This window comes from Candidatus Limnocylindrales bacterium, from assembly GCA_035571835.1.
Taxonomy (GTDB): domain Bacteria; phylum Desulfobacterota; class Binatia; order UBA1149; family CAITLU01; genus DATNBU01.
Genome location: DATNBU010000017.1, coordinates 149796 through 169134, shown reverse-complemented (window position 1 = coordinate 169134; position 19339 = coordinate 149796). Strand labels below are relative to the sequence as shown.

The following is a 19339-nucleotide window of genomic DNA, read 5'->3' as shown; positions in this document are numbered from 1 at the left end:
TGGTGCCCCAGCACTTCGGGTCGGGCAACCGCCCGGCGCGCGAAACGCCGATGAGCGCATACGAACGCAAGGACGCGACGTACCGGACAGCGAAGAAGGCCGGGCTTCGTTCGCGCGCCGGCATCAAGCTCGAGGATCTCGATCAGCGTTTCCGCCTGCTCGCACCGGGAAATCGTGTCGTCGATCTCGGCTGCTGGCCGGGCGCGTGGCTGCAGGTTGCCGCGCAGCGCGTCGGCCCGACGGGAACGGTCGTCGGTGTCGACCTGGTTCGCACCGAGCCGCTTGCCCGCGCCAACGTCACGACGATCGTCGGTGACGCGTGCGATCCCGAGATCCAGGCCAGCGTGATTGCGGCCGCCGGCGGCCCCATCGATGTCGTGCTGTCGGATCTTTCGCCGAAGCTCACGGGCATCCGCGCCACCGACCAGGCTCGTGAAGAAGCGCTCGTCGAAGTCGCCATTGCGTTCGCGCACCGCGTGCTCACGCCGCACGGGCGTCTGCTCGTCAAACTTTTCTCGGACGTCGAAGTCGCGATGACCAGAAAGCTGCGCGAATCATTTTCACGCGTGACCGCATGGCGGCCACCGTCGACACGCAAGGGCTCGTCGGAGATTTACGTCATGGCCGCTTCGCGGCGGATTGCTGCGACAGCCGCCTCTCGGCTCGTTGCGGATGACCGGTCGAGCGCAGCGTCCGCTGAACGGGGCGAGCCCGGACCGGCAGCACGCAAAACGGAGGAATCCGAATGAACTCGCTCTATTCGCCGCTGCGCGCTGCGCGTGTGCTGATCACCGCAATCATTTTCGCGGGCGCGCTTTCCGCCAGCGCCGAGACCTCGCCGCAGCAGCGGACGATCCACGCCAGCGGGCACGGCTCGGTCAAGACCCAGCCGGATCGCGCGCGCGTCGCCGTTTCGGTAACGACACGGGCCGGCACCGCCCGTGAGGCCTCCGAAACCAATGCCCGCGTCAGCAAGGAAGTGCTCGCGAAGCTGCGCGCAGCCGTGCAGCCGCCGGGAGAAGTCTCGACCGCCGGCTACGATCTGACGCCGGTCTACGACTACGGACAGAACGACGGCACGGTTGTCCGCGCACCGAAGCTGGCCGGCTATACCGCGATCAACCGCTTCGCGATCGTCAGCGCGGATCTCGCCGGCGTCGGCGCGCTGATCGACGCGGCGATTGCATCCGGAGCGAACCAGATCGACTCGATCGGATTTTTTCTCGCCGATGAGCAGTCGGCGCGAAACCAGGCGCTGCTCGAAGCCGGTCGCAGGGCCCGCGCGGAAGCCGCAACGATTGCACAGAGCCTCGATGTCGGCTTGGGAGACGTGATCGAGGCCTCGAGTGCGATGAGCGTCACTCCGGTGCCTGTGTTCGCAAGACAGGCGATGGCGATGGAATCGGCTGCGGTGCAGACCGAGGTCGCTCCCGGCAGTCTCGAAATAGGGGCCGACGTGACCGCGACTTTCGCGATCCGATAGCGCATCGCGCTGCGGCGCGTTCGCGCCGCAGATGAAGCTTGCGGCGAAGCGTCGCAAGGCCGATAGTGCCGCCTTCCGATTTCCGTCGCGACGGCGGCGAAGCGGGGACAGGGCAGCATGAGCCAGCACGATTCGGGTCGTTCATCTTTCGATAAAAACCTTCGCAGCCTGCTCGACGCGATCGCGATGTTCGAACGCGAGGCAGGGCTCGTGCTCGATCGCTTCGGTCTCGACTCGGATGCGATCGGCCGGGTGCTCGACACGCTCGGAAGCCTGTCGTCCGAGGCAGTCCGGCCGCTGGCCGCTGCGCTCGGCATAGCGGACGCCGCCGCGGTCGACGCCCTCGCACGCGACGTGCGGGCGCTGCTGACCAGCGATGCTCGCGTCCGTCGCGAGCAGGCGGCTTCGGCCGCAAGACTCGAGGAGCTGGTCATGGCTGTCGAGGCGCTCGGCGCAACGACGGCAACGCTCGCCGACCTGCAGGCGCGTACGCAGCAACGCCTCGACGCGCTCGCCGAAAGCGCCGGCTCCATCGAGGGTACTCAGCAGCAGCGAGCACGCGTGCTCGAAGACGTCGAACGGCTGCGCAAGCGCATCGATGAGCTCGAGGAACGGCTTGCCGCGGAAGTGGGCCTCGTTCCTGCCGGCGATGCGGACACCGGCGAGGGCGTCAAGCCTTCGGGGGCACGCCGCGTGCCGTCGCGTGTCGTCAAGCCGACCACCGGAGCCCAGAAAATTCTCGAAGGACTTCCGAGCCTGGAGCCGAAGGTTCGCCCGGCGTGAAACACGTTTGACGCTTCCGGCATCCGCCCGCTCGACGGTCGAGCCTCGAATCCCAGGAAGGAAAAAAGCATGAAGAAGCGATTTGCGATTCTACTGCCGGCCGTTCTCGCCGCCGCGCTGCTCGGATGTTCCAAAGAGGAAACGTCGGCTCCCGGCACCGGCGCGACCGGAAGCACGGCCACCGTCGCAAAAATCCCGATCCTGCCCGGCTTCAAATACTACATCGGCGGACCTTCGCTGAAGCGCGATCCGTACGGGCATTTCCGCATCGCGAAGTTCAACGGCGAGGTCGAGCAGCCGCCGAGCCGCGGGATGATCTTCGGCGTCAAGCTCGACGGCAATCAGCTCGAATACCGCGTCTGGGGCAACGGCAAGCTGCTGGCCGTTCACCGCGGCGTCATGCGCGACGGCCTGTTCTGGCAGGAATACGCCGAGAGCTATCGCGACGAAAAGCTGGTCGCGCGCGAACACAACGTCAACGACGACAGCATCAAGCGCTACAAGCAGACGACCGAGGACATCGATCCCGAAACCGGCGAAGTCATTCGCACCAAGGAAGCATCCATCAGTTACTACCCGCCCGCGCGGATGCCGGATGATGACGACGAGGCCGCACCGACCGGCGGCGGCGGACAGGACAGCGTGACGAGCGAGATGCTCGAGGGCGAGCTGCAGGCGGAAAAACCGGCAAAGGGCGCAGCCGCGGCGGCAACGAAGCCGGCTCCCGCAGCATCGCAACCCGCGCCAGCCGGTCAGCCCGCGACGCCAGCCGGAGAAGCGACGAAGCCGGCTGGACAACCGGCGAAGCCGGCTGGACAGGAATAGCCCGGTGCGCGTCGTCCCGGTCGCGCAGCTTGCCGACAACTACGCGTACCTCGTCATCGACGAGTCTGCGCGCGTCTGCGGCGTCGTCGACGTCGCCGAAGCAGGCCCGGTCATTTCCGCGGCCGACCGCGAAGGCGTCACGATCGTCGCGATTCTCTCGACGCACCATCATTTCGATCATGTCGGCGGTAACGACGACCTGCTCGCCAGGCTGCCGGCCGGCAGCGTCGAGGTCTACGGCTTCGCCGAAGACCGCGCACGCATTCCCGGCATCACGCGCGGCCTGGCCGACGGGGAAGAGCTCGCCGTCGGTTCGCTCGCTGCACGTGCGATCTTCATTCCGGCCCACACGCGCGGGCATCTTGCGTACCATTTCCCGGCGGAGCGCGTCGTGTTCACCGGCGACACGCTGTTCGCCGGCGGATGCGGGCGGCTGTTCGAAGGCGACGCCCGCCAGATGATGTCGTCGCTGACGAAGCTCGCCGGCCTGCCCGACGACACGCGCGTGTACTGCGGTCACGAGTACACGGCGAGGAACCTCGAGTTTGCGGCAATGCTCGAGCCGTCGAACCGAGCGCTCGCGCGGCGCCGCGAAGAAGTTGCCGATCTGCTGCGCGCCGGCAAGCCGACGGTTCCGACGACGATCGCGCTCGAGAAGCAGACCAATCCCTTTCTGCGCTGGTCGAGCCCGGAGCTCGCGGCGTCCGTGCGCGCGCGCGAGTCCGGCGCCGGCACCGACGCCGAGTCGATCTTCGCCGCCACGCGGCGGCTCAAGGACAACTTCTGAAAGACTGAGCGGTGCCAGGGCCCGCGCGCCGACGCCCCTCAGCCTTTGAGCCGGTACATCCGAAGCGGCCGTTTGACGTGCGGGAAGATCCGCACGCTGCGGATCTCGTAGCGACCGGCGGCCCATTGCTCGAAACGCGCGCGCTCGGGTCCCGCCCACAGCCGTCCGACGAGCATCAGCGCCGGAGGGCTGCGATCGAGATCACCGAGGATTCCGTCGAATCCGCCGTCGGTGTGGTCGGCCGCGAAGCTGTCGACGCCGAACCACAGGTACGGCCACTTCCAGCCGTTGCGCAACCCCGTGTGAATCAGGAACTCCGGCACGCTGACGGAGATTACCCGGTCCGACGGAGACAGCCCGGCTGCCAGCTGCGCGAAGCGCTCGCGCTGCTCGGAAAAATCGACCGGTGGATGAAACCTCGGGCGTGCACCCGGGATCGCGGCCAGCGCCAGCACCGCGACGACCGCCGCCGCTGCCGCGAAATCCGACAGGCGTAGGCGAAGAAGCGACCAGAGCCCGGTCGCAAGCAATGCCGCGACGATCGGGCCCAGCAGAATCGCATCCGGCCACGACTGGTAGCTGACGAACGTCATGCCGCCGTAGATGAGACCGTAGACGACGAGAGATACCGGAAGCCGCACGTGCGATCCGCCGGGCGCCAGCCGGCGGCCGAGAACGAGCCCGGCAATGGCGGCCGGCGCGAGCAGCGTCTCGATGTCGTTCCATTCGCCGATGGTGCGCGTCAGCGCACGCAGCGTCCCGAGCGGCGTGCGCGCCTTCGTATCGATGTATTGCAGGTTGAACAGCACGGCCTGGTCGAAGAAATCGCGCAGCGCTCCGTGGGCGGCGAACCACGACAGCAGTGCGATCGACGGGATCAGCGATGCTGCGGCGATCGCCAGCAGCCCGAGCGGGCGGCGTTCACCGCGGCGCAGGATTGCTGCCCACGACCCGAGCAGGAACGCGAGCCCTGGTTGCCAGCACAGCACCGAACATCCGCCGAGCACCGACGAGGAGAATGCCGCGCCGCGCTCGGCGGCGAGCATCGAGGCAAGCCCGAACATCACGGTTGCAACCTTCGGGCTGCAGCCTTCGAGCGCCGAGACCACCCATTCGTCGTAAGCGAAGAGGCCGACCGCTGCGGCGAGTGAGACGCCCAGAGGCAGGCGGGTGCGGCACAGCGCGAACAGCAGCACCGCCGCCAGCGCACCGAAAACGAGCGACAGCGCGTGCACCGCGAGCACCGGCTCGATCGCCGTAGCCATGCCGATCCGTGCTGCCACGGCGCCGAGAAGCGCTGCACCCGGAGTCTTGTGGAGAAAGACGTCGCGGTACGGAACCAGCCCGCGCGCTGTCTCCAGCGCCATGTAGTCCCACGTCGCGGCGTCCAGCAGCACGGGGCGCGTCCATGGCGCGAACGACGCGAAATAGGCCATCGCGGCAACGAAAATCGCGCCGGCGCCGACGAGGTCGCGGTCTCGGGATTTCAACGAAGCTCCAGCAGAGGCGCGAAGGATGCCGGTCGCGAGGTTCCATCTCTAACGGAGCGCTGCGCGCTCCTGCCGCTCGAGTGAAGCACTCCGCGCGCCTCGCGCTCTGGCGGTGGGCCTTTCGCTGCGGACTGCTACTATCTTCCGATGGCAATCATCGTCGGGCTCACCGGTGGGATCGGTTCGGGCAAGTCCACCGTGGCCGAGCTTCTCGCGGAACGCGGCGCGCATGTGATCGATGCCGACCGTGTCGCGCACGAGGTCTATGCGCCGGGAACGGCCGGCTTCGACAGCATCGTCGAGCGCTTCGGCGACGACGTCGTCGGCGAGGACGGGGCGATCGACCGCGCACGCCTCGGGGCCATGGTGTTTCGCGATCCGGAAGCGCTCGCCGATCTCAACCGCATCGTCCATCCGCTGGTGCGCGCCGAAGTCGCGTCGCGGATTGCCCAGATTGTCGACGAGGATCCGGACTCGGTGGTCGTGATCGAAGCGGCGCTGATGACCGAAACCGGCTGGAGCGGCGGCGCCGGCCGCCTCTGGACCGTGATCGCCGATCCGGACGTCGTCATCCAGCGCCTGGTTCAGCTTCGCGGCATGGAACCCGGGGAAATCGCCCGCCGCATGGCCGCGCAGGCCGACAACGAAAAGCGCCGTCGCGGCGCGACCCGCGTAATCGAGAACAACGGGGATCTGCTCGACCTCGAAGGCGAAGTCCAGGCGGCGTGGGCCGATCTCCAGCTCGAAATCGAATCGGCGCGCGCCGGGGCGCAGTGACGTTACCGTTGTCGTCGGTCGTACAGCTTCTTCACGAGCTTGCCGAGCGCCACAGCGAGCGTCCGGCGCTCTCGGCGCTCGCATGGGATCAGAGCGCGCACCGCTACATGCGCGGCGCACCGACGTCGTACGGCGAGCTCTACCGGCAGACGCTCTGCTTCGCGGACGCTCTGGCGGCCCATGGCATCCGCCGCGGCGATCGCATCGCGGTCCTGCTCGACAATTCGGTCGAGATCGTTGCCAGCGAATGGGCATGCCTGCTGACGGGGATCGTCTGGGTTGCGCTCAACGTGCGCTCGTCGCCAGCCGAGCACGCGGCCATTCTGTTGGACTGCGCGCCGTCGGCGGTCGTCGTTTCCGAGCGCTACCGCGATCGCATCGACCGCCGCGCGCTTCCCGAACGGGCGATGGTCATCGAAGTCGGCGCGTCGGGCGGCTGGGACGAATTTCTTCGCTCCGGCAAGCCCAGGGTGCCTCGCAGCGGGCCGGGTCCCGAAGATCCGGTTCGCATCCGATACACGTCTGGCACCGCCGGGCATCCGAAAGGCGCCGTGCTGCCGCGCCGCTGCTACGACGCTTCGGTCGAGGTCGTCACCGACGTGATCGGCCCGCTCGCCGAAAGCGATGTGCTCGCGCAGGTCGCGCCGATGACGCACGCCGCCGGCGCGATGTGGCTGCCGCACGCCGTCTGCGGCGCGCAAGCGCTGCTCGCCGACCACTTCGACGCGCGCGGATTCGTCGAGCTGGTGCGACGCGAGCGCGTCACCGCCGCGTTCCTGGTGCCGACGATGCTCGTGCGCTTCATCGAAGCCGTCGCCGAATGCCCGGCCAATGAGCGACCGGTGACCCTGCGCACGATCGTTTACGGCGGTGCGTCAATGCCGGCCGATCGTCTCGAGCGCGGGCTCGAGCTTCTCGGCCCCGTCTTCGTCCAGATCTACGGATTGACCGAATCGAACTGGCCGGTTGCGGCGCTGCGGCGCGAAGACCACGTGGTCGCAGGAACCGCCGAAGCGCGAAGACGACGGCTGTCGAGCTGCGGCCGGCCGACCGCGGTCGGCGAGCTGCGCATCCTGCGCGGCGATGGCGGCGACGCGGCATCCGGCGAAGCAGGAGAGATCCTCCTGCGCGGCCGCAACACGATGCTCGGCTACTGGGGCGGAAGCCGCGGCGACGCCAAGGGCCTCGATGCCGAAGGCTGGATGCACACCGGCGACGTTGCTGTCCGCGACGAGGAAGGCTTCGTCACGATCGTCGACCGGCTGCACGACATGATCGTCAGCGGCGGCTTCAACATCTATCCGCGCGAGGTCGAGGATGCCCTGTCCGAGCATCCCGCAGTGCTCGAAGCAGCGGTCGTCGGCCGCAGCGATCCGGAGTGGGGCGAGCGCGTGCACGCGGTCGTCGTGCTGCGGGCCGGTGCGAGCGTCGATGCAGGCGAGCTGGCCGCGCACGTAGCCGAGCGCACGGCGGGCTACAAGAAGCCGCGCTCGTTCGATTTCGTCGCCGAGCTTCCGAAGAACGCAGCCGGCAAGGTGCTGCGGCGCACGCTCAAAACGACAACGCCCCCGGCATGACTGCCGGGGGCGTTGGATTGATCCCGGAGAACCGGGACGACTAAAGGATCATGACAGGGTCAGAGGTGGGCGGCTGCCTCCGGCCAGTCCTCGCGTGCCGGGATGCGGTTCATCAGCGCGTTCGGTGTGAACGTATCGTTGAAGTTGCAGTCCGACGCGGTCGCGCCGGGCAGCGCGAGACACGCGGTGTGGATCTCTTCCTTCGTCGGCTGCGCGTTGAGGGAGCTTCCGTACGGTCCGAGCCACGCAAAGAACGCGTTGAACGTCGCCGTAACTTCCTGCTCGGTGAACACGCAGTGGCCGAACGTATCGATCCACGTCTGCGTGACCGGCTTGCTGCCGTCGGCAAGGGCCGTCGTGAAGACGCGCTCGAACTCCGGGATGACAAGCCAGTCGTTGGCGCCGGCCATCATCAGGATCGGGAAATTCACCTTCTTGCCCTTGCCCTTGAGGAAGTTCGGGTTGCTGTACTTGTTCAGTGTCTTTCGTCCCGCGCCCTTGGTCAGGCGTTTGACGCCGTCGTCGAACGGACCCGCCAGCGGCGAGCCGCCGAGCGCCGAGTAATCGAGGTCGGGATCGGTGTTGAAGCCGATCTTCTTCGAGTCGAGGCGGTTCGGGTCGCGGACGAAATCTCCGAGCCCGAGGGTCGCAAAACCCATTGCGCTCGGGATGTTGATCGCGTCTGCCGGAGTCGGGTATCCGGTGAACTGCGTCAGCTCGATGAAGTCGGACAGGCGCTGCGCCTGTCCGGCTGCTTCGCCGGAGTCGGGTGAAGGAGCCAGCCAGCCGAAACAGCCATTGACCTTGAGCGCCATGTTCTGGGCATCGGCGTCCGAGTCGTTCGTCGTAGTGAGACCGTAATCCGGAGCTTCGTTGAACTTGGGCGATACCGGAATCGGAGGGAGTGTCGGCGCGTTGTCACAAAGGAAGTCGTAGACCAGCCGGACGTCCATGGCCACGTCCCAGGTCGGAAGTCCGCCGCCGACTGCGGCGCAGAGCGGAACCGCGCCCTGGATCTTCAGCTTCAGGATCGCATCGCCGGTGACCGCGCCGCCGAGCGAGAAGCCGGTGATGATGACGCGCTTCAGCTCGGTGCCGGTAATGTCGACTGCGTTCTTCTTGGCGAACGACATCATGTCCTTGATGTCCTTGGCCGAATCGAAGACCGCCCAGCCGGTGCTGCTGTAGGTGCCGGCTGCGACTGCCTTGCCCTGCGGGAGCAGGAGATCGTCAAGGCCGGTGTACGAGATGTCGTTGCAGAACTGCTGGGCGTCGCTGCCTGCGGTGCAGTCGACGTCATCGTAGCACGGGGACGCTGACGCATCGCCGCAGGTGTGGTGCGGGCGGATGTGCAGCGGGTTCAGATCGAAGCCGTGGTTGATGATGACGAGATCACCGTCCCAGTTGTCGGGGAAGGTCATGCGGAAATAACCGCCGTTCTTGCCCTGCGCGCGGACTTCGTTGCCCGGGCACGTCGGGTGCACGCCGTCACAGAACTCTGCGACGTCGTATTCTTCGCCCGAGGCCGCTCGGCACCCCAGACCGAACGGAGCGACCGTGTCGGGCCCACAGATCCCGCCGTTGCCACAGTATTCTGTGACGTCGCATACTCCCGTGGAGGCGCGACAGACTTGGCCGTCGATGCAGTCGGCGAACGCCGGCTGCGCCGCAAGGACGAGCGCGAATGCCGCGGTCGCAAGAATCGATTGGAAAAACCTTGGATTGTTCATGGATGAAGCACCCTCCCGCTTCGGATCAGCATGTTCGGACTTGCCATGGGAGGCTCGGTGCCGATCGCAAAGGCCATCGGCTGCCTACCATGGTGACGAAAGTTCGGTCAATTCTGTTTCTGGGACGGCGTTGGTCGTCACCGCCGAGCGCGACACGTTCTACTGCTATTGCGCGGGTGAGTCACCCGCCCCGGCGGGTTTTCGGACCCGCCTTCCACCGGCATCGAAACCGAGCTCCAGGCCGGGATCGGCCTGTTTGGCCCGCTTCTCGGCAGCCCACGCCTTGCCGGGGTCCATTTTCCGGTAGTACGCGTTGGCGAGCGTGATCCAGCGGTCGGCGTTGCCCGGATCCAGATCTGCAGCCTTGCGCAGGTGGATGAGCGCCTCGTCCATTGCCAGCACGCTCGCCAGCATCTCGCCGAGGTCGCCGTGGTTGCGCGCGCTCGGGTCCGCCCTGGTTGCCGCTTTCAGAGCCACGATCGCTTCGGGGATCCGGCCGGCCGCACGAAGCTCGTCGGCCTGCTTGCGCAGCGCGATGCCGTCCGCGGGTGGCGCGGCAGCTGTTGGTGCGGCTGGTGCCGCCGCTGGCGCCTGAGCGGTCCGATCCACCGCGACCGGCTGGTCAGGTGCGCTTGTCTGCTGTGAATCTCCTGTCGCGCTTTCGTCCGGCGCTGCGACTTCCGGAGCCGTGCATGCTCCGCCCTGGTCGCACGAGCGAACCGATTCCGTCTGCGGCGCCGGCATGAACAGCCATGCTCCCGCTGCAACGGAGAGGGCCAGCAGACCGCCAAGCGCGACGCGGTTCTTCATCTGCGTTCGAGCGCGAGCTCGAGCAGCCGGTCGACGAGCTCGTCGAGCGTCAGCCCGGCCGCGTTCCACAAGCGAGGATACATGCTGATTGCCGTGAAGCCCGGGATCGTGTTGATCTCGTTCAGCAGCACGCGGCCGGTCGATTTCTCCAGGAAGAAGTCGATTCTCGCCATGCCGCGCCCGCCGATCATTTCCCACGCCTGGTGCGCGATGCGGTGCAGATCCTCGAGCGCCGCCGCCGGAATCTCGGTCGGCGCGCGAAGGCCTGCGCTCGCGTCGACGTACTTGCTGTCAAAGTCGTAGATCCCGTCGGCCGGCAGGATCTCTCCGACCGGCGACAGCTCGCCGGGTTTGCTGCCGAGGATTCCGATCTCGATCTCGCGCGCGTCGCAGCCGCGCTCGACGATCACGCGACTGTCGTGGCGGCGGGCTTCGGCGAGAGCCGGCGCAAGCCCGGATGCCTCGCGCACGCGCGTGACGCCGACCGACGAGCCGAGATTGGCCGGCTTGACGTAGCACGGGTACCCGAACGACGAGCACACGCGCGCATCGATCGCGGAGTCGTCATCGCTGCCTGCGGAGAAGAACTCGACCTGCGGGATGGCCGCGGCATCGCAGAGCATCTTCATCGCGAGCTTGTCCATGGCGATCGCGCTCGCGGTCGGCCCGGCGCCGACGTACGGCACGCGCGCAAGCTCGAGCAGGCCCTGCAGCGTTCCGTCCTCACCGTTCGGCCCGTGAAGGATCGGGAACACGACATCGATCGGATCGCCCGCGCTCCCGAGATTCTCGCCGCCCGGCGCGATCAGCCGGGTCGCCGACCCGGTCCAGACGAGCGCGACCGGCGTCATGCCGGCCGGGTCGAGATCGATGATGCCGGTGCGGGCTTTCTCGAGCTGCGCGGCGAGGTTGCCGTGGACCCAGAGGCCTTCGCGCGTGATCCCCACCGGCGTCACGCGATGCCCGGCCTTCACGAGGCCGTCGAGCACCGTGGCACCGGAGCGGAGCGAGATCGGATGTTCCGCCGATCGGCCGCCGGCAAGCAGCAGCACGTGTAGTTTGCTGGTTCCTTTCATCTCCACTCCCGCTCCGCTTCCATGCAGGCCCCTCTACCGCACCGCCCGCCGCTGCATTCCGGCGCGCCTGTCTAGCATCGCGGCGGACATGGCCAAATGGCGCCGGCGATGCCGTGCAGAGGGCCGCCATGAAGCCGGGCTTATCGACAGGGTTAGCCCGCATCGCTTGGCTGTCGGAAATCGCCTCGCTATAAGAATTCGCGAAATATTTTTGCCGGAACGTTAAGGCCGGTAATACGGCCGGAGCCGCGCCATGCACATCGAAACGCTCAAGATCTTCTGCGACGTCGTCGAAAACCAGAGCTTCTCGCTGGCCGCATCGCAGAACTTCATCACGCAGTCCGCCGTCAGCCAGCAGATCCGCGGCCTCGAGGAGCGCTACGGCAAGCGATTGCTCGAGCGCAAGCGCGGCAGCGTCCGGCCGACCGCCGCAGGTGAGATCCTGCATCGCTCGTGTCGCGAGATCCTTCACAGCTTCAACGAGATGGAGGCGCAGCTGCAGGGGCTGAGCAACGTCGTGACCGGAAGCATACGGGTCGGGACGGTGCACAGCATCGGTCTCTACGAGCTTTCCGAGCCGCTCAAGCACTACTTCGCCGATTTCCCGCACGTCAACGTCTACCTCGAATACGACCGCGCAAGTCACGTGTACGAGCAGGTGCTGCGCGGCAACGTCGACCTCGGCATCGTCGCGTACCCGACCGCGCGCGCACAGATCACGGTGCTCGATTTCCGCACCGATCGCCTCGTGGTCGTCTGCTCGCCGCGTCATGCGCTCGCCGACAAGCCGCGCATCGCCGTGACCGATCTCGACGGTGAGAAGATGGTCGGTTTCGAAAAAGGCATCCCGACACGTCTCGCGCTCGACCGCCTGTTCAACGAAAAGCAGGTCGCGGTGCAGTACGTGGCCGAGCTCGACAACATCGAGATGGTCAAGCGCCTTGTCGAGGTCGGCGCCGGCATCGCGATCCTTCCGGACAAGGCCTGCGCGCACGAGATCCAGTCGGGCTCGCTCGTGCGCATCGAGCTCAACGACCGCGGCATCACGCGTCCGATCGGGATCATCTACCGCACCGGCAAGCACTTCAGCCCGGCTGTCGAGCGCTTCATCGAGTACCTGCAGGCCGACAGCAAGCGCCTGGTCGCCACGACGCGCGCGGCGAGCTGAGCCTGCAAATCAGCGCAGCGCGGGCATGACCTCGCGCGCAAACAGCTCGAGCGTGTCGTCGAGTCCGAGATCTCCGAACATCACTGCAAAGTCGGTGACGCCGCGGTCCATCTTCGCGCGCAGCCCGGCAATCACGCGGTCCGGCGTTCCGGCCACTGCGACCGCGCCGACGTCGGCGAAGCCGCCGAGCATCACCTTGGCGGTTTCGAACTTCGACTCGAACTCGGCCTCGGTGGGGCCGATGACGACCATCATCTGCTCGCTGACGACGATCTCGCCGGCGTCGCGGCCGACGTCGCTGCAATGGGCGGCAAGCACGCCGCAAAGCCGCTCGATTTCGTGTGCGTTGCTCATCGGGCAGTTCCAGCGCGAAGCGTAGCGCGCGACGAGCCGCAGAAGCTTCTTTTCGCCGGCGCCGCCGATCGTGATCGGGACTTTCTGCTGCACCGGCTTCGGCGAGTTCGGCGCGTCGACGACGCGATAGTGCCGGCCCTCGAACGTCGTGCGGCGCTCCGAGAACATGCGCGTCACGATCTCGAGGCCTTCCTCGAGCTGCTCGAGCCTCGTGCCCATGGACGGGAAATCGTAGCCGTACGCGCGGTATTCCTCGTCCATCCAGCCGGCGCCGATTCCGAGCTCGACGCGTCCGCCGCTGATGCGATCGACGGTGGAGACCATCTTCGCGAGCAGCGCGGGGTTTCGGTACGAGTTGCACGTCACCATAAGCCCGAGACGCAGCCTGGACGTGGCTTCGGCCAGTGCCGCGAGCGTCGTCCAGCCTTCGACGAACTCGAGATCGGGAAGGCCGCGCGCCCAGAAGTGATCGACCAGCCACAGCCCGTCGTAGCCGAGCTGTTCGAGCAGCAGCGCGCGCTCGCGCAGCATCGAATGCGGGAATCCGGCCTGTGGGAGAAACAGCGAGAATGTTGCAGGACGCTTCGCTTGCATGGGGCCGATCCTAACGTCCTCGTCTCCTGCATCCAACGCGGCGCGATATGGCTCGGCGGGCAACTGTTGAATGCCGGCTGGCGGTAAGAGTCTACGACCCGTATCCTGACCACTGGTTTTCGCGCATCTGCGCGCAAACGCCGGGAGGACATTGTGGGTTCGGGCAAACGCGACAAGAGCGGGCCGGCGCCTGCGGTTCAAGCGCCGTTCCACTCGCCGTTTCGCGACTTCGCGAAGTCCTTCGTTGCAGCGCCGGCGCCCCGTCCGGTTTCCGCACCCCGGCCTCCGATAGTGCAACCAAAGGCTGTTGCGGCTGCAACGCCTCGCGTGGCAGCCGCGCCATCGGCGGCTGGGCCCGCGATGTCCGACGAAGAATTGCTGGCGACCTCGCGCGCCGGTGCGTCGCGCATGGCCCAGCTTTCGACGCGGGTACGGATCCGCCGTCCCCCCGATCTCTCCCACATCGAGGCGCGCCGCCAGGAAGAGGTAGCCGCGATGGCTCGCGGCGAGGGCTTCGACGTCACCTACGAAGACCATCACGTGCGGGCGCGAGCGGCGAGCGTCAGCCTCGAGACGCTCGGTCGTCTCGAGAAAGGCGAATTCGCGATCTCTGCACACCTCGATCTGCACGGGATGCCGTTCGAGGACGCTCGCCGCGCGGTCGACGAATTCCTCGCCGAACAGCAGAAAAAGGGTCATCGCTGCGTGCTGATCGTCACCGGCAAAGGGAAAAACTCGCCAAACGGACAGGGCGTGCTGCGCGAACGCGTGCCGGCGTGGCTCGCGCGCGGACCGAGCTCGCGGCGGGTGCTCGCATTCGCCAGCGCGAGAGCCTGCGACGGCGGAGTCGGCGCACTGGTTGTGTTGATGCGAGCCGGCAGTTCGAGTAAGACTCGAATCGACGTCGAGCACGGTGGAGCTGGTCCTCTGGGGACCTGAGCGCGGTAATCGAAAGCGCTACTTCCACTTTTGCCGAGACAAGTTGTGGCTTCGCTCCGGCGCAATGGCCCGTCCTCGTCCCGGGACGGCCGCTGCGCTCTGGCTGGAGGCTGTGGATGCGGAGGTGGTGGTGCTGGAAGCGGAGCAAGCCTGTCGTCTGCTTTATGTCGGAGACGACGGCGACGTCTATCAATCGAACTTCGGGAGCCCGACCCGCAAGCTGACCTGGGGCTGGAACGAGCTGTCGAGCTCGGACCGGCTTCATTACGTCTGGCCTGCGTACTCGCCCGACGGCTCGCAGATCGCCTGTTTCGGCGTCCGCTCGGGCAGCGTGCCCGAAGCCAGCCTGTACACGGTCGCCAACGACGGCATCCGCATGAGCGAGCTTTGGCGCATGACCGAAGCAGCCGCGCCGGTCTGCGAGAGCTGGTCACCCGACTCGCGCTCGATCGCGATCCTGCTGCAGGGCAAGGACGAGCTTCACCTCGAAGTCGCCAGCGTCGACCGCCCGGGGCGGACGACGCTCGTCGATCGCGGCGCGCCGCTTTTCTGGTCGTGGTCTCCGCGTGCCAGCTATCTCGCTGTGCACACCGGCGGCAGCTCCAGCATTTATGAAGACGCGCGCCTGTCGGTCTTTCAGGTCGGCGGTGATGCACCGATCAATCAGGGTGCGGGCGCGTCGAACCGCCAGGGCGCGGGCGTGCCGATCCGAAAACTCGTCGAGCTGACTCCGGGCGAATTCCGCACGCCGACCTGGTCGCCCGACGGCAGCCGCCTTGCCTACGTGGATGCCAGCGATCCCGCCGGCGAGTACCTTGCGCTCTACCGTCTGGACGACGGCAGCATCGACGTGATGCTCCAGGTTCACGGTCAGACGGCGATGCTGTGGTCGCCGGACGGCCGCACGCTGGCGCTGTCGCAGGCACTCGGAGACTCGCCGCACGTCTATTCCGGCATCACGCTGGTCGACGTCGAAACCGGTGACGCGCGCATCGTCGACGACACGGAAATCGTCAGCTTCTTCTGGACGCCGTGCTCAAAGCGGCTCGTCACGATGGCCTTCGATCACGAAGCGGGCATGTGCTGGACGGTGATCGAAACCCACGGATGCGAAAAGCGGCGACTCGGAAGCAACTTCTATCCGAGCCGCGAGCTCGTCTACTTCTCGTGGTTCTTCGATCAGTTCGCGGTGTCGCACCCTCCGATCTCGGCCGACGGCACGCGTCTCGTGTTCGCCGGCCACATGGGAGTCGAGGGCGGTGCGCCGATCGCGTCGCGCGCGCAGAGCAACGTCTACGTGGCCTCGCTCGTCGATGCGGGACGAGTCGATCGGGTCGCCTCCGGGCACTTCGCATGCTGGGACGCGCGCATGCGTTCCGCGCCATCCTGAAGAAACGGACTGCGGCCTTGCCTGCTCTCCTGCCGTCTGCGATCAGCCTCCTGCGCCCCGTTCTCGGTCTTTATGTTTTGTCCGGAGCCGTCTCGACGAGCTCCACGGTGCCGCTTCTGATCGTGGCGGTCGCGTGCGTCAGCGACTTCGTCGATGGCCGCGTTGCCCGCGCCATCGATCGTGGCCGGGCTCCCGCGCTCGGCGTCGACGAAGGAGCCGCGGCGAAGCACGCCGATCGATGGGAAAACTACGCGGGACGCCTCGTCGACAATCTCTGCGACTTCGGCTTTCTGCTGTGCATGTTCCTGTTCTACGCGGGCGCCGAGCTGTGGTCGCCGCCGGTCTGGGGAAATCTGCTGCGACACTGGGACGGCGTAAACCGCGTGCCGGTTTACGCGCTGCTGGCGTCGTTCGGCATTTACTTCGCGAGGCTCTGCATGGACCTGCGTGCCGCGCGCAAGCCCGAGGGATCGCCGCGCGGCCACGCAGCGGGCGTTGCCAACTACGGCCTGGCGATCCTCGGCGCACTCGAGATGCTGCCCGACGTCGACCTCGGGCCGAGGCTGCTCGAGTCGGCGATGCTGGGCGTCGCCTTGCTCAATGCGGCAGCAGTTCTCGAGAATGCCGCGCTCATGTTCCACCGGCAGCGCGGCGGGCCTACAATGCCGGCGTGATCGTCCGTCTCCCTGAGCGTCGCGTCGCCGATTCTTCCCATCATCGTCGCGCGAGCCAATTCTCAGGACGCATCGCGTCGTTCCTGCTTGGTGCGGTCGTCGCCGGATGCACGCCGGTTTCGCAGTCGTACGTCGTCCACAGCGCCGAGATCAATTGCGACGAAGCCAACCGCTACGTCTACGACGCGGTCGGCGACATGCAGATGAAGGTCACGTCGTTCAATCAGGCGCACCCGGGTACGCCCGGTCATCTTTCCGCCGTCGGGCGCGACCGCCGCGGGGAAGTGACGATCTCGTGCACCGACCAGGGCGTCACGATCGACCCGTCGCAGACATCGATGGGCGACAAGATCTTCGAGCGCGGAATCTTCCTTTCCGTGACCGGACGCAGCGGGCTCAAGATCGATCGCGGCTCGGTCACCGGCCGCGAAACTCCGGCGCTCAATCTCGCGCAGGCGGCGACCGAAGGCGCACCGGTTCCGAGCGGCGACGTGCTGGTCGAAGTGCAGCCGCAGCACGGCTTCGAGACGGTGCTCGACTTCGATGCGGATCTTGCCGCAGCCGGCATCCTTCCGATCCGTGTGACGATTCGCAACGGCAGCAAGCGCAGTTACACGTTCGCGCTCGACGGCCTGACGCTTCGAACCAAGGCGGGCGACGTGGCGACGCGCCTGTCCCCGGCCGACGCGGCGGCAAAGCTTGCGGCCAAGGCCGGCTCGAGCGGTTCGCAGACCGACGTCGGCAACGTCGAATCCGCAAAGAAAATCATCGTCGACAAGGAGCTCAAGCCCGCGAAGCTGACACCCGGCGCATCGGTAACGGGCTACGTCTACTATCCGGTCGGCGATTATGATCGCGCGAAGATCCAGATGATGGACGTCGCCGCGGAAGAGCTCGAGAGCTTCCTCGTCGAATTCTGAGCGGCGGGGTCCCGAATCATGAGAGCCACCCTGCACCGACTCCTGAGCTCGCACGGCGGAATGTCGACGGCGGCGGAGATGCTCGACATCGTCTTCGTCGGTCGCGGTCGCGACACGCCGTTCGGCCGCAGGTTCCTGGCATCGCTTCTCGCCGACGATCCGCGCTTCCGCGAAGACGACGGCATCTGGCAGCTTGTCGAGGAGCACGTGCTCGATGCGCCGCTCGCAAGCGCGCCGTTCGTGGTCGTCGATCTCGAGACCACCGGGCATCGTCCCGACGACGGCGGCGTCACCGAGATCGGCGCGATCCGCCTCGAAGGCCTTCACGAAGTCGGCCGCTTCGAGACGCTGGTTCATCCCGGCCGGCCGATTCCCGGCTTCGTCACGAAGTTGACCGGCATCTCCGATGCGATGGTGGCGAACGCACCGCCGCTTCGCGACGTGATCGGAAAGTTCGCCGAATTCGCCGAAGGCGCGGTATTGGTCGCGCACAACGCTGCGTTCGACGCGCGGCTTCTCGACTACGCGTGCCGCAAATGGCTGGGCCGTCCGCTCGGGCTGCCTGCGCTGTGCACCGTCAAGCTCGCGCAGCGGCTGATGCCGGAGCAGCGCCGCACGTCGCTCGAGGCGTTGAGCGAGCATTTCGGATTCACGTCCGGCACGCGCCATCGCGCGATGGCCGACGCCGAGCGAACCGTCGACCTGCTCGCGCGCTTCGTTCCGATCCTTCAGGAACGCGGCGCGACCACCGTGCATCATCTGATCGAGGCCCAGGAGGATCCGGTCGCGCCGCGGCGGCTCGAAATCCGCGTACGCCAGGCGGATCTCGAAGATCTGCCCGAAGGGCCCGGCGTCTACCGCCTGATCGGGCGCGACGAAGATCCGCTGTTCGTCGGCCGCGCCGCCAATCTGCGCGAGCGCGTGCTGCAGTATTTCCTCGACATCGATCACATGAGCGATCGCCAGCTCGCGATGGTCGCCAAGACCTGGGAAGTTTCGTTCACGGCGTGCGGCTCGCCGCTCGAAGCGGCGCTCGTCGAGGCCGCCGAAGTCCATCGTCTCGAGCCGGCGTACAATCGCGGCGATCGCCATCTTCCGCGAAGCTCGTTCGTCAAGGTCACGGTGCGCTCTCCGTTCCCGCGCGTTTTCGTCGCCGGACGCGTATCCGCCGACGGTGCACTTTACGTCGGCCCGCTTCGCGGCCGCGCGTTCGCGGACGATGCCGCCGAGCTGGTTGCGGCCGCGTTCCGTCTGCGCACGTGCCCCGGCCTGATGCGTCCGGACCCTGCGTGTCAGCCGTGCGAGCTCGGTCCGGCCGGACGCTGCACGAGCCCGTGCAACGCCAGCGTGTCGGCCGACGACTATGCCGCGCAGATCGACGCGCTCGATCGCTGCCTGCGCAGCCGCTTCGGTCCGCGCGAGCTCATGGCCGCTGCGGGAGTGGTCTCGGGTGCGAGCGACTACGGCCGCTTCCAGGCCGCGGCGCGCCGGCTCGAGCGGCTCGCCCAGCGCTCGCACTGGCTCGTCAACGCGCTTCACTATCTCGCGGTTGCACCCGGCGCGCCAGGTCCGTTGCCCGGCGTATTCGTCGCGGCCGTGGTCGCGGGACGCTGCATCGGCACATGGACGGTTTCGAGCCGCGCCGGCATCGACCAGGTCGCCGCATCGGTGCGCGGAGTGTGGGCCGGGCAGATTCCGCCGCGCGACGAGCTTCCGATCGCCGACGCGAGCACGATTCTCGCCGTCTGGTTGCAGGAAGCCGATCCGACCGGTGGCGAGTTCCTGATTCCGCTCGAGGAAGGCGACGAAGCCAGCCTGCTCGCCGGTCGCGAGCGTCTTGCCGTTCGTCTCGACGAGCTCGGCAGCCAGCGCAGGCAGCAGGGCGCCACCGTGCATCGCATCGCCAAAGCCAAAGGCGTGTCGCGGTGACGCGCCTCCGTCCGAACCAGGCGCGTCGTGAGA

General features: G+C 67.0%; 18 protein-coding genes. 13 read left to right on the top strand and 5 right to left on the bottom strand.

Annotated features, from left to right (window positions below):
- The first annotated feature begins 50 nt into the window (after window positions 1-50).
- The 5 genes from VN634_07545 (at window position 51) to gloB (ending at window position 3878) form a co-directional block, all read left to right on the top strand.
- Window positions 51-749, top strand: a complete 699-nt coding sequence (locus VN634_07545; protein HXC50719.1) for an RlmE family RNA methyltransferase — start codon at window positions 51-53, stop codon at window positions 747-749.
- Complete coding sequence (locus tag VN634_07540; GenBank protein ID HXC50718.1) at window positions 746-1483, top strand: SIMPL domain-containing protein; 738 nt, start codon at window positions 746-748, stop codon at window positions 1481-1483. The genes VN634_07545 and VN634_07540 overlap by 4 nt, the downstream gene beginning before the upstream one ends.
- A gap of 117 nt (window positions 1484-1600) precedes the next feature.
- Window positions 1601-2266 (top strand): hypothetical protein, encoded by a 666-nt coding sequence (locus tag VN634_07535; protein ID HXC50717.1) that lies wholly within the window; start codon window positions 1601-1603, stop codon window positions 2264-2266.
- Window positions 2267-2335: 69 nt separating this feature from the next.
- Window positions 2336-3091: a hypothetical protein gene (locus VN634_07530; protein HXC50716.1), complete on the top strand. Its 756-nt coding sequence runs from the start codon at window positions 2336-2338 to the stop codon at window positions 3089-3091.
- A 4-nt stretch (window positions 3092-3095) separates the two neighbouring features.
- Window positions 3096-3878 carry a hydroxyacylglutathione hydrolase gene (gloB, locus tag VN634_07525; protein HXC50715.1) on the top strand — a complete coding sequence of 261 codons (783 nt, stop codon included), beginning with the start codon at window positions 3096-3098 and terminating at the stop codon, window positions 3876-3878.
- A gap of 38 nt (window positions 3879-3916) precedes the next feature.
- Here gloB and VN634_07520 read toward each other — a convergent pair whose 3' ends face one another.
- On the bottom strand, window positions 3917-5368 hold the full coding sequence (locus VN634_07520; protein HXC50714.1) for a hypothetical protein: 1452 nt from the start codon (window positions 5366-5368) through the stop codon (window positions 3917-3919).
- A gap of 147 nt (window positions 5369-5515) precedes the next feature.
- Here VN634_07520 and coaE point away from each other — a divergent pair, with 147 nt between their 5' ends.
- Window positions 5516-6145: a dephospho-CoA kinase gene (coaE, locus tag VN634_07515; GenBank protein ID HXC50713.1), complete on the top strand. Its 630-nt coding sequence runs from the start codon at window positions 5516-5518 to the stop codon at window positions 6143-6145.
- Window positions 6142-7722 (top strand): AMP-binding protein, encoded by a 1581-nt coding sequence (locus tag VN634_07510; protein HXC50712.1) that lies wholly within the window; start codon window positions 6142-6144, stop codon window positions 7720-7722. The genes coaE and VN634_07510 overlap by 4 nt, the downstream gene beginning before the upstream one ends.
- A 59-nt stretch (window positions 7723-7781) precedes the next feature.
- Here VN634_07510 and VN634_07505 read toward each other — a convergent pair whose 3' ends face one another.
- The 3 genes from VN634_07505 to VN634_07495 form a co-directional block, all read right to left on the bottom strand.
- On the bottom strand, window positions 7782-9452 hold the full coding sequence (locus tag VN634_07505) for a hypothetical protein (GenBank protein ID HXC50711.1): 1671 nt from the start codon (window positions 9450-9452) through the stop codon (window positions 7782-7784).
- Window positions 9453-9617: 165 nt separating this feature from the next.
- Window positions 9618-10262 carry a tetratricopeptide repeat protein gene (locus VN634_07500; GenBank protein HXC50710.1) on the bottom strand — a complete coding sequence of 215 codons (645 nt, stop codon included), beginning with the start codon at window positions 10260-10262 and terminating at the stop codon, window positions 9618-9620.
- Window positions 10259-11338 carry a D-alanine--D-alanine ligase family protein gene (locus tag VN634_07495; protein ID HXC50709.1) on the bottom strand — a complete coding sequence of 360 codons (1080 nt, stop codon included), beginning with the start codon at window positions 11336-11338 and terminating at the stop codon, window positions 10259-10261. Before VN634_07495 ends, VN634_07500 begins: the two co-directional genes overlap by 4 nt.
- 253 nt (window positions 11339-11591) lie before the next feature.
- On the opposite strand from VN634_07495, the gene VN634_07490 reads away from it, so the two are divergent.
- Window positions 11592-12506, top strand: coding sequence for a LysR family transcriptional regulator (locus VN634_07490; protein ID HXC50708.1), 915 nt, complete (start codon window positions 11592-11594; stop codon window positions 12504-12506).
- A gap of 9 nt (window positions 12507-12515) precedes the next feature.
- Here VN634_07490 and VN634_07485 read toward each other — a convergent pair whose 3' ends face one another.
- Window positions 12516-13454: an LLM class F420-dependent oxidoreductase gene (locus tag VN634_07485; GenBank protein HXC50707.1), complete on the bottom strand. Its 939-nt coding sequence runs from the start codon at window positions 13452-13454 to the stop codon at window positions 12516-12518.
- A gap of 360 nt (window positions 13455-13814) precedes the next feature.
- Here VN634_07485 and VN634_07480 point away from each other — a divergent pair, with 360 nt between their 5' ends.
- The 5 genes from VN634_07480 (at window position 13815) to VN634_07460 (ending at window position 19306) form a co-directional block, all read left to right on the top strand.
- A complete protein-coding gene (locus VN634_07480; GenBank protein HXC50706.1) occupies window positions 13815-14393 on the top strand; it encodes a Smr/MutS family protein in 579 nt (192 codons plus the stop codon).
- A 64-nt stretch (window positions 14394-14457) separates the two neighbouring features.
- Window positions 14458-15783 carry a hypothetical protein gene (locus VN634_07475; protein ID HXC50705.1) on the top strand — a complete coding sequence of 442 codons (1326 nt, stop codon included), beginning with the start codon at window positions 14458-14460 and terminating at the stop codon, window positions 15781-15783.
- A gap of 17 nt (window positions 15784-15800) precedes the next feature.
- Window positions 15801-16457 carry a CDP-alcohol phosphatidyltransferase family protein gene (locus VN634_07470; protein HXC50704.1) on the top strand — a complete coding sequence of 219 codons (657 nt, stop codon included), beginning with the start codon at window positions 15801-15803 and terminating at the stop codon, window positions 16455-16457.
- On the top strand, window positions 16454-17377 hold the full coding sequence (locus VN634_07465; protein ID HXC50703.1) for a hypothetical protein: 924 nt from the start codon (window positions 16454-16456) through the stop codon (window positions 17375-17377). The genes VN634_07470 and VN634_07465 overlap by 4 nt, the downstream gene beginning before the upstream one ends.
- Before the next feature lie 18 nt (window positions 17378-17395).
- On the top strand, window positions 17396-19306 hold the full coding sequence (locus VN634_07460; GenBank protein ID HXC50702.1) for an exonuclease domain-containing protein: 1911 nt from the start codon (window positions 17396-17398) through the stop codon (window positions 19304-19306).
- Window positions 19307-19339: the final 33 nt, after the last annotated feature.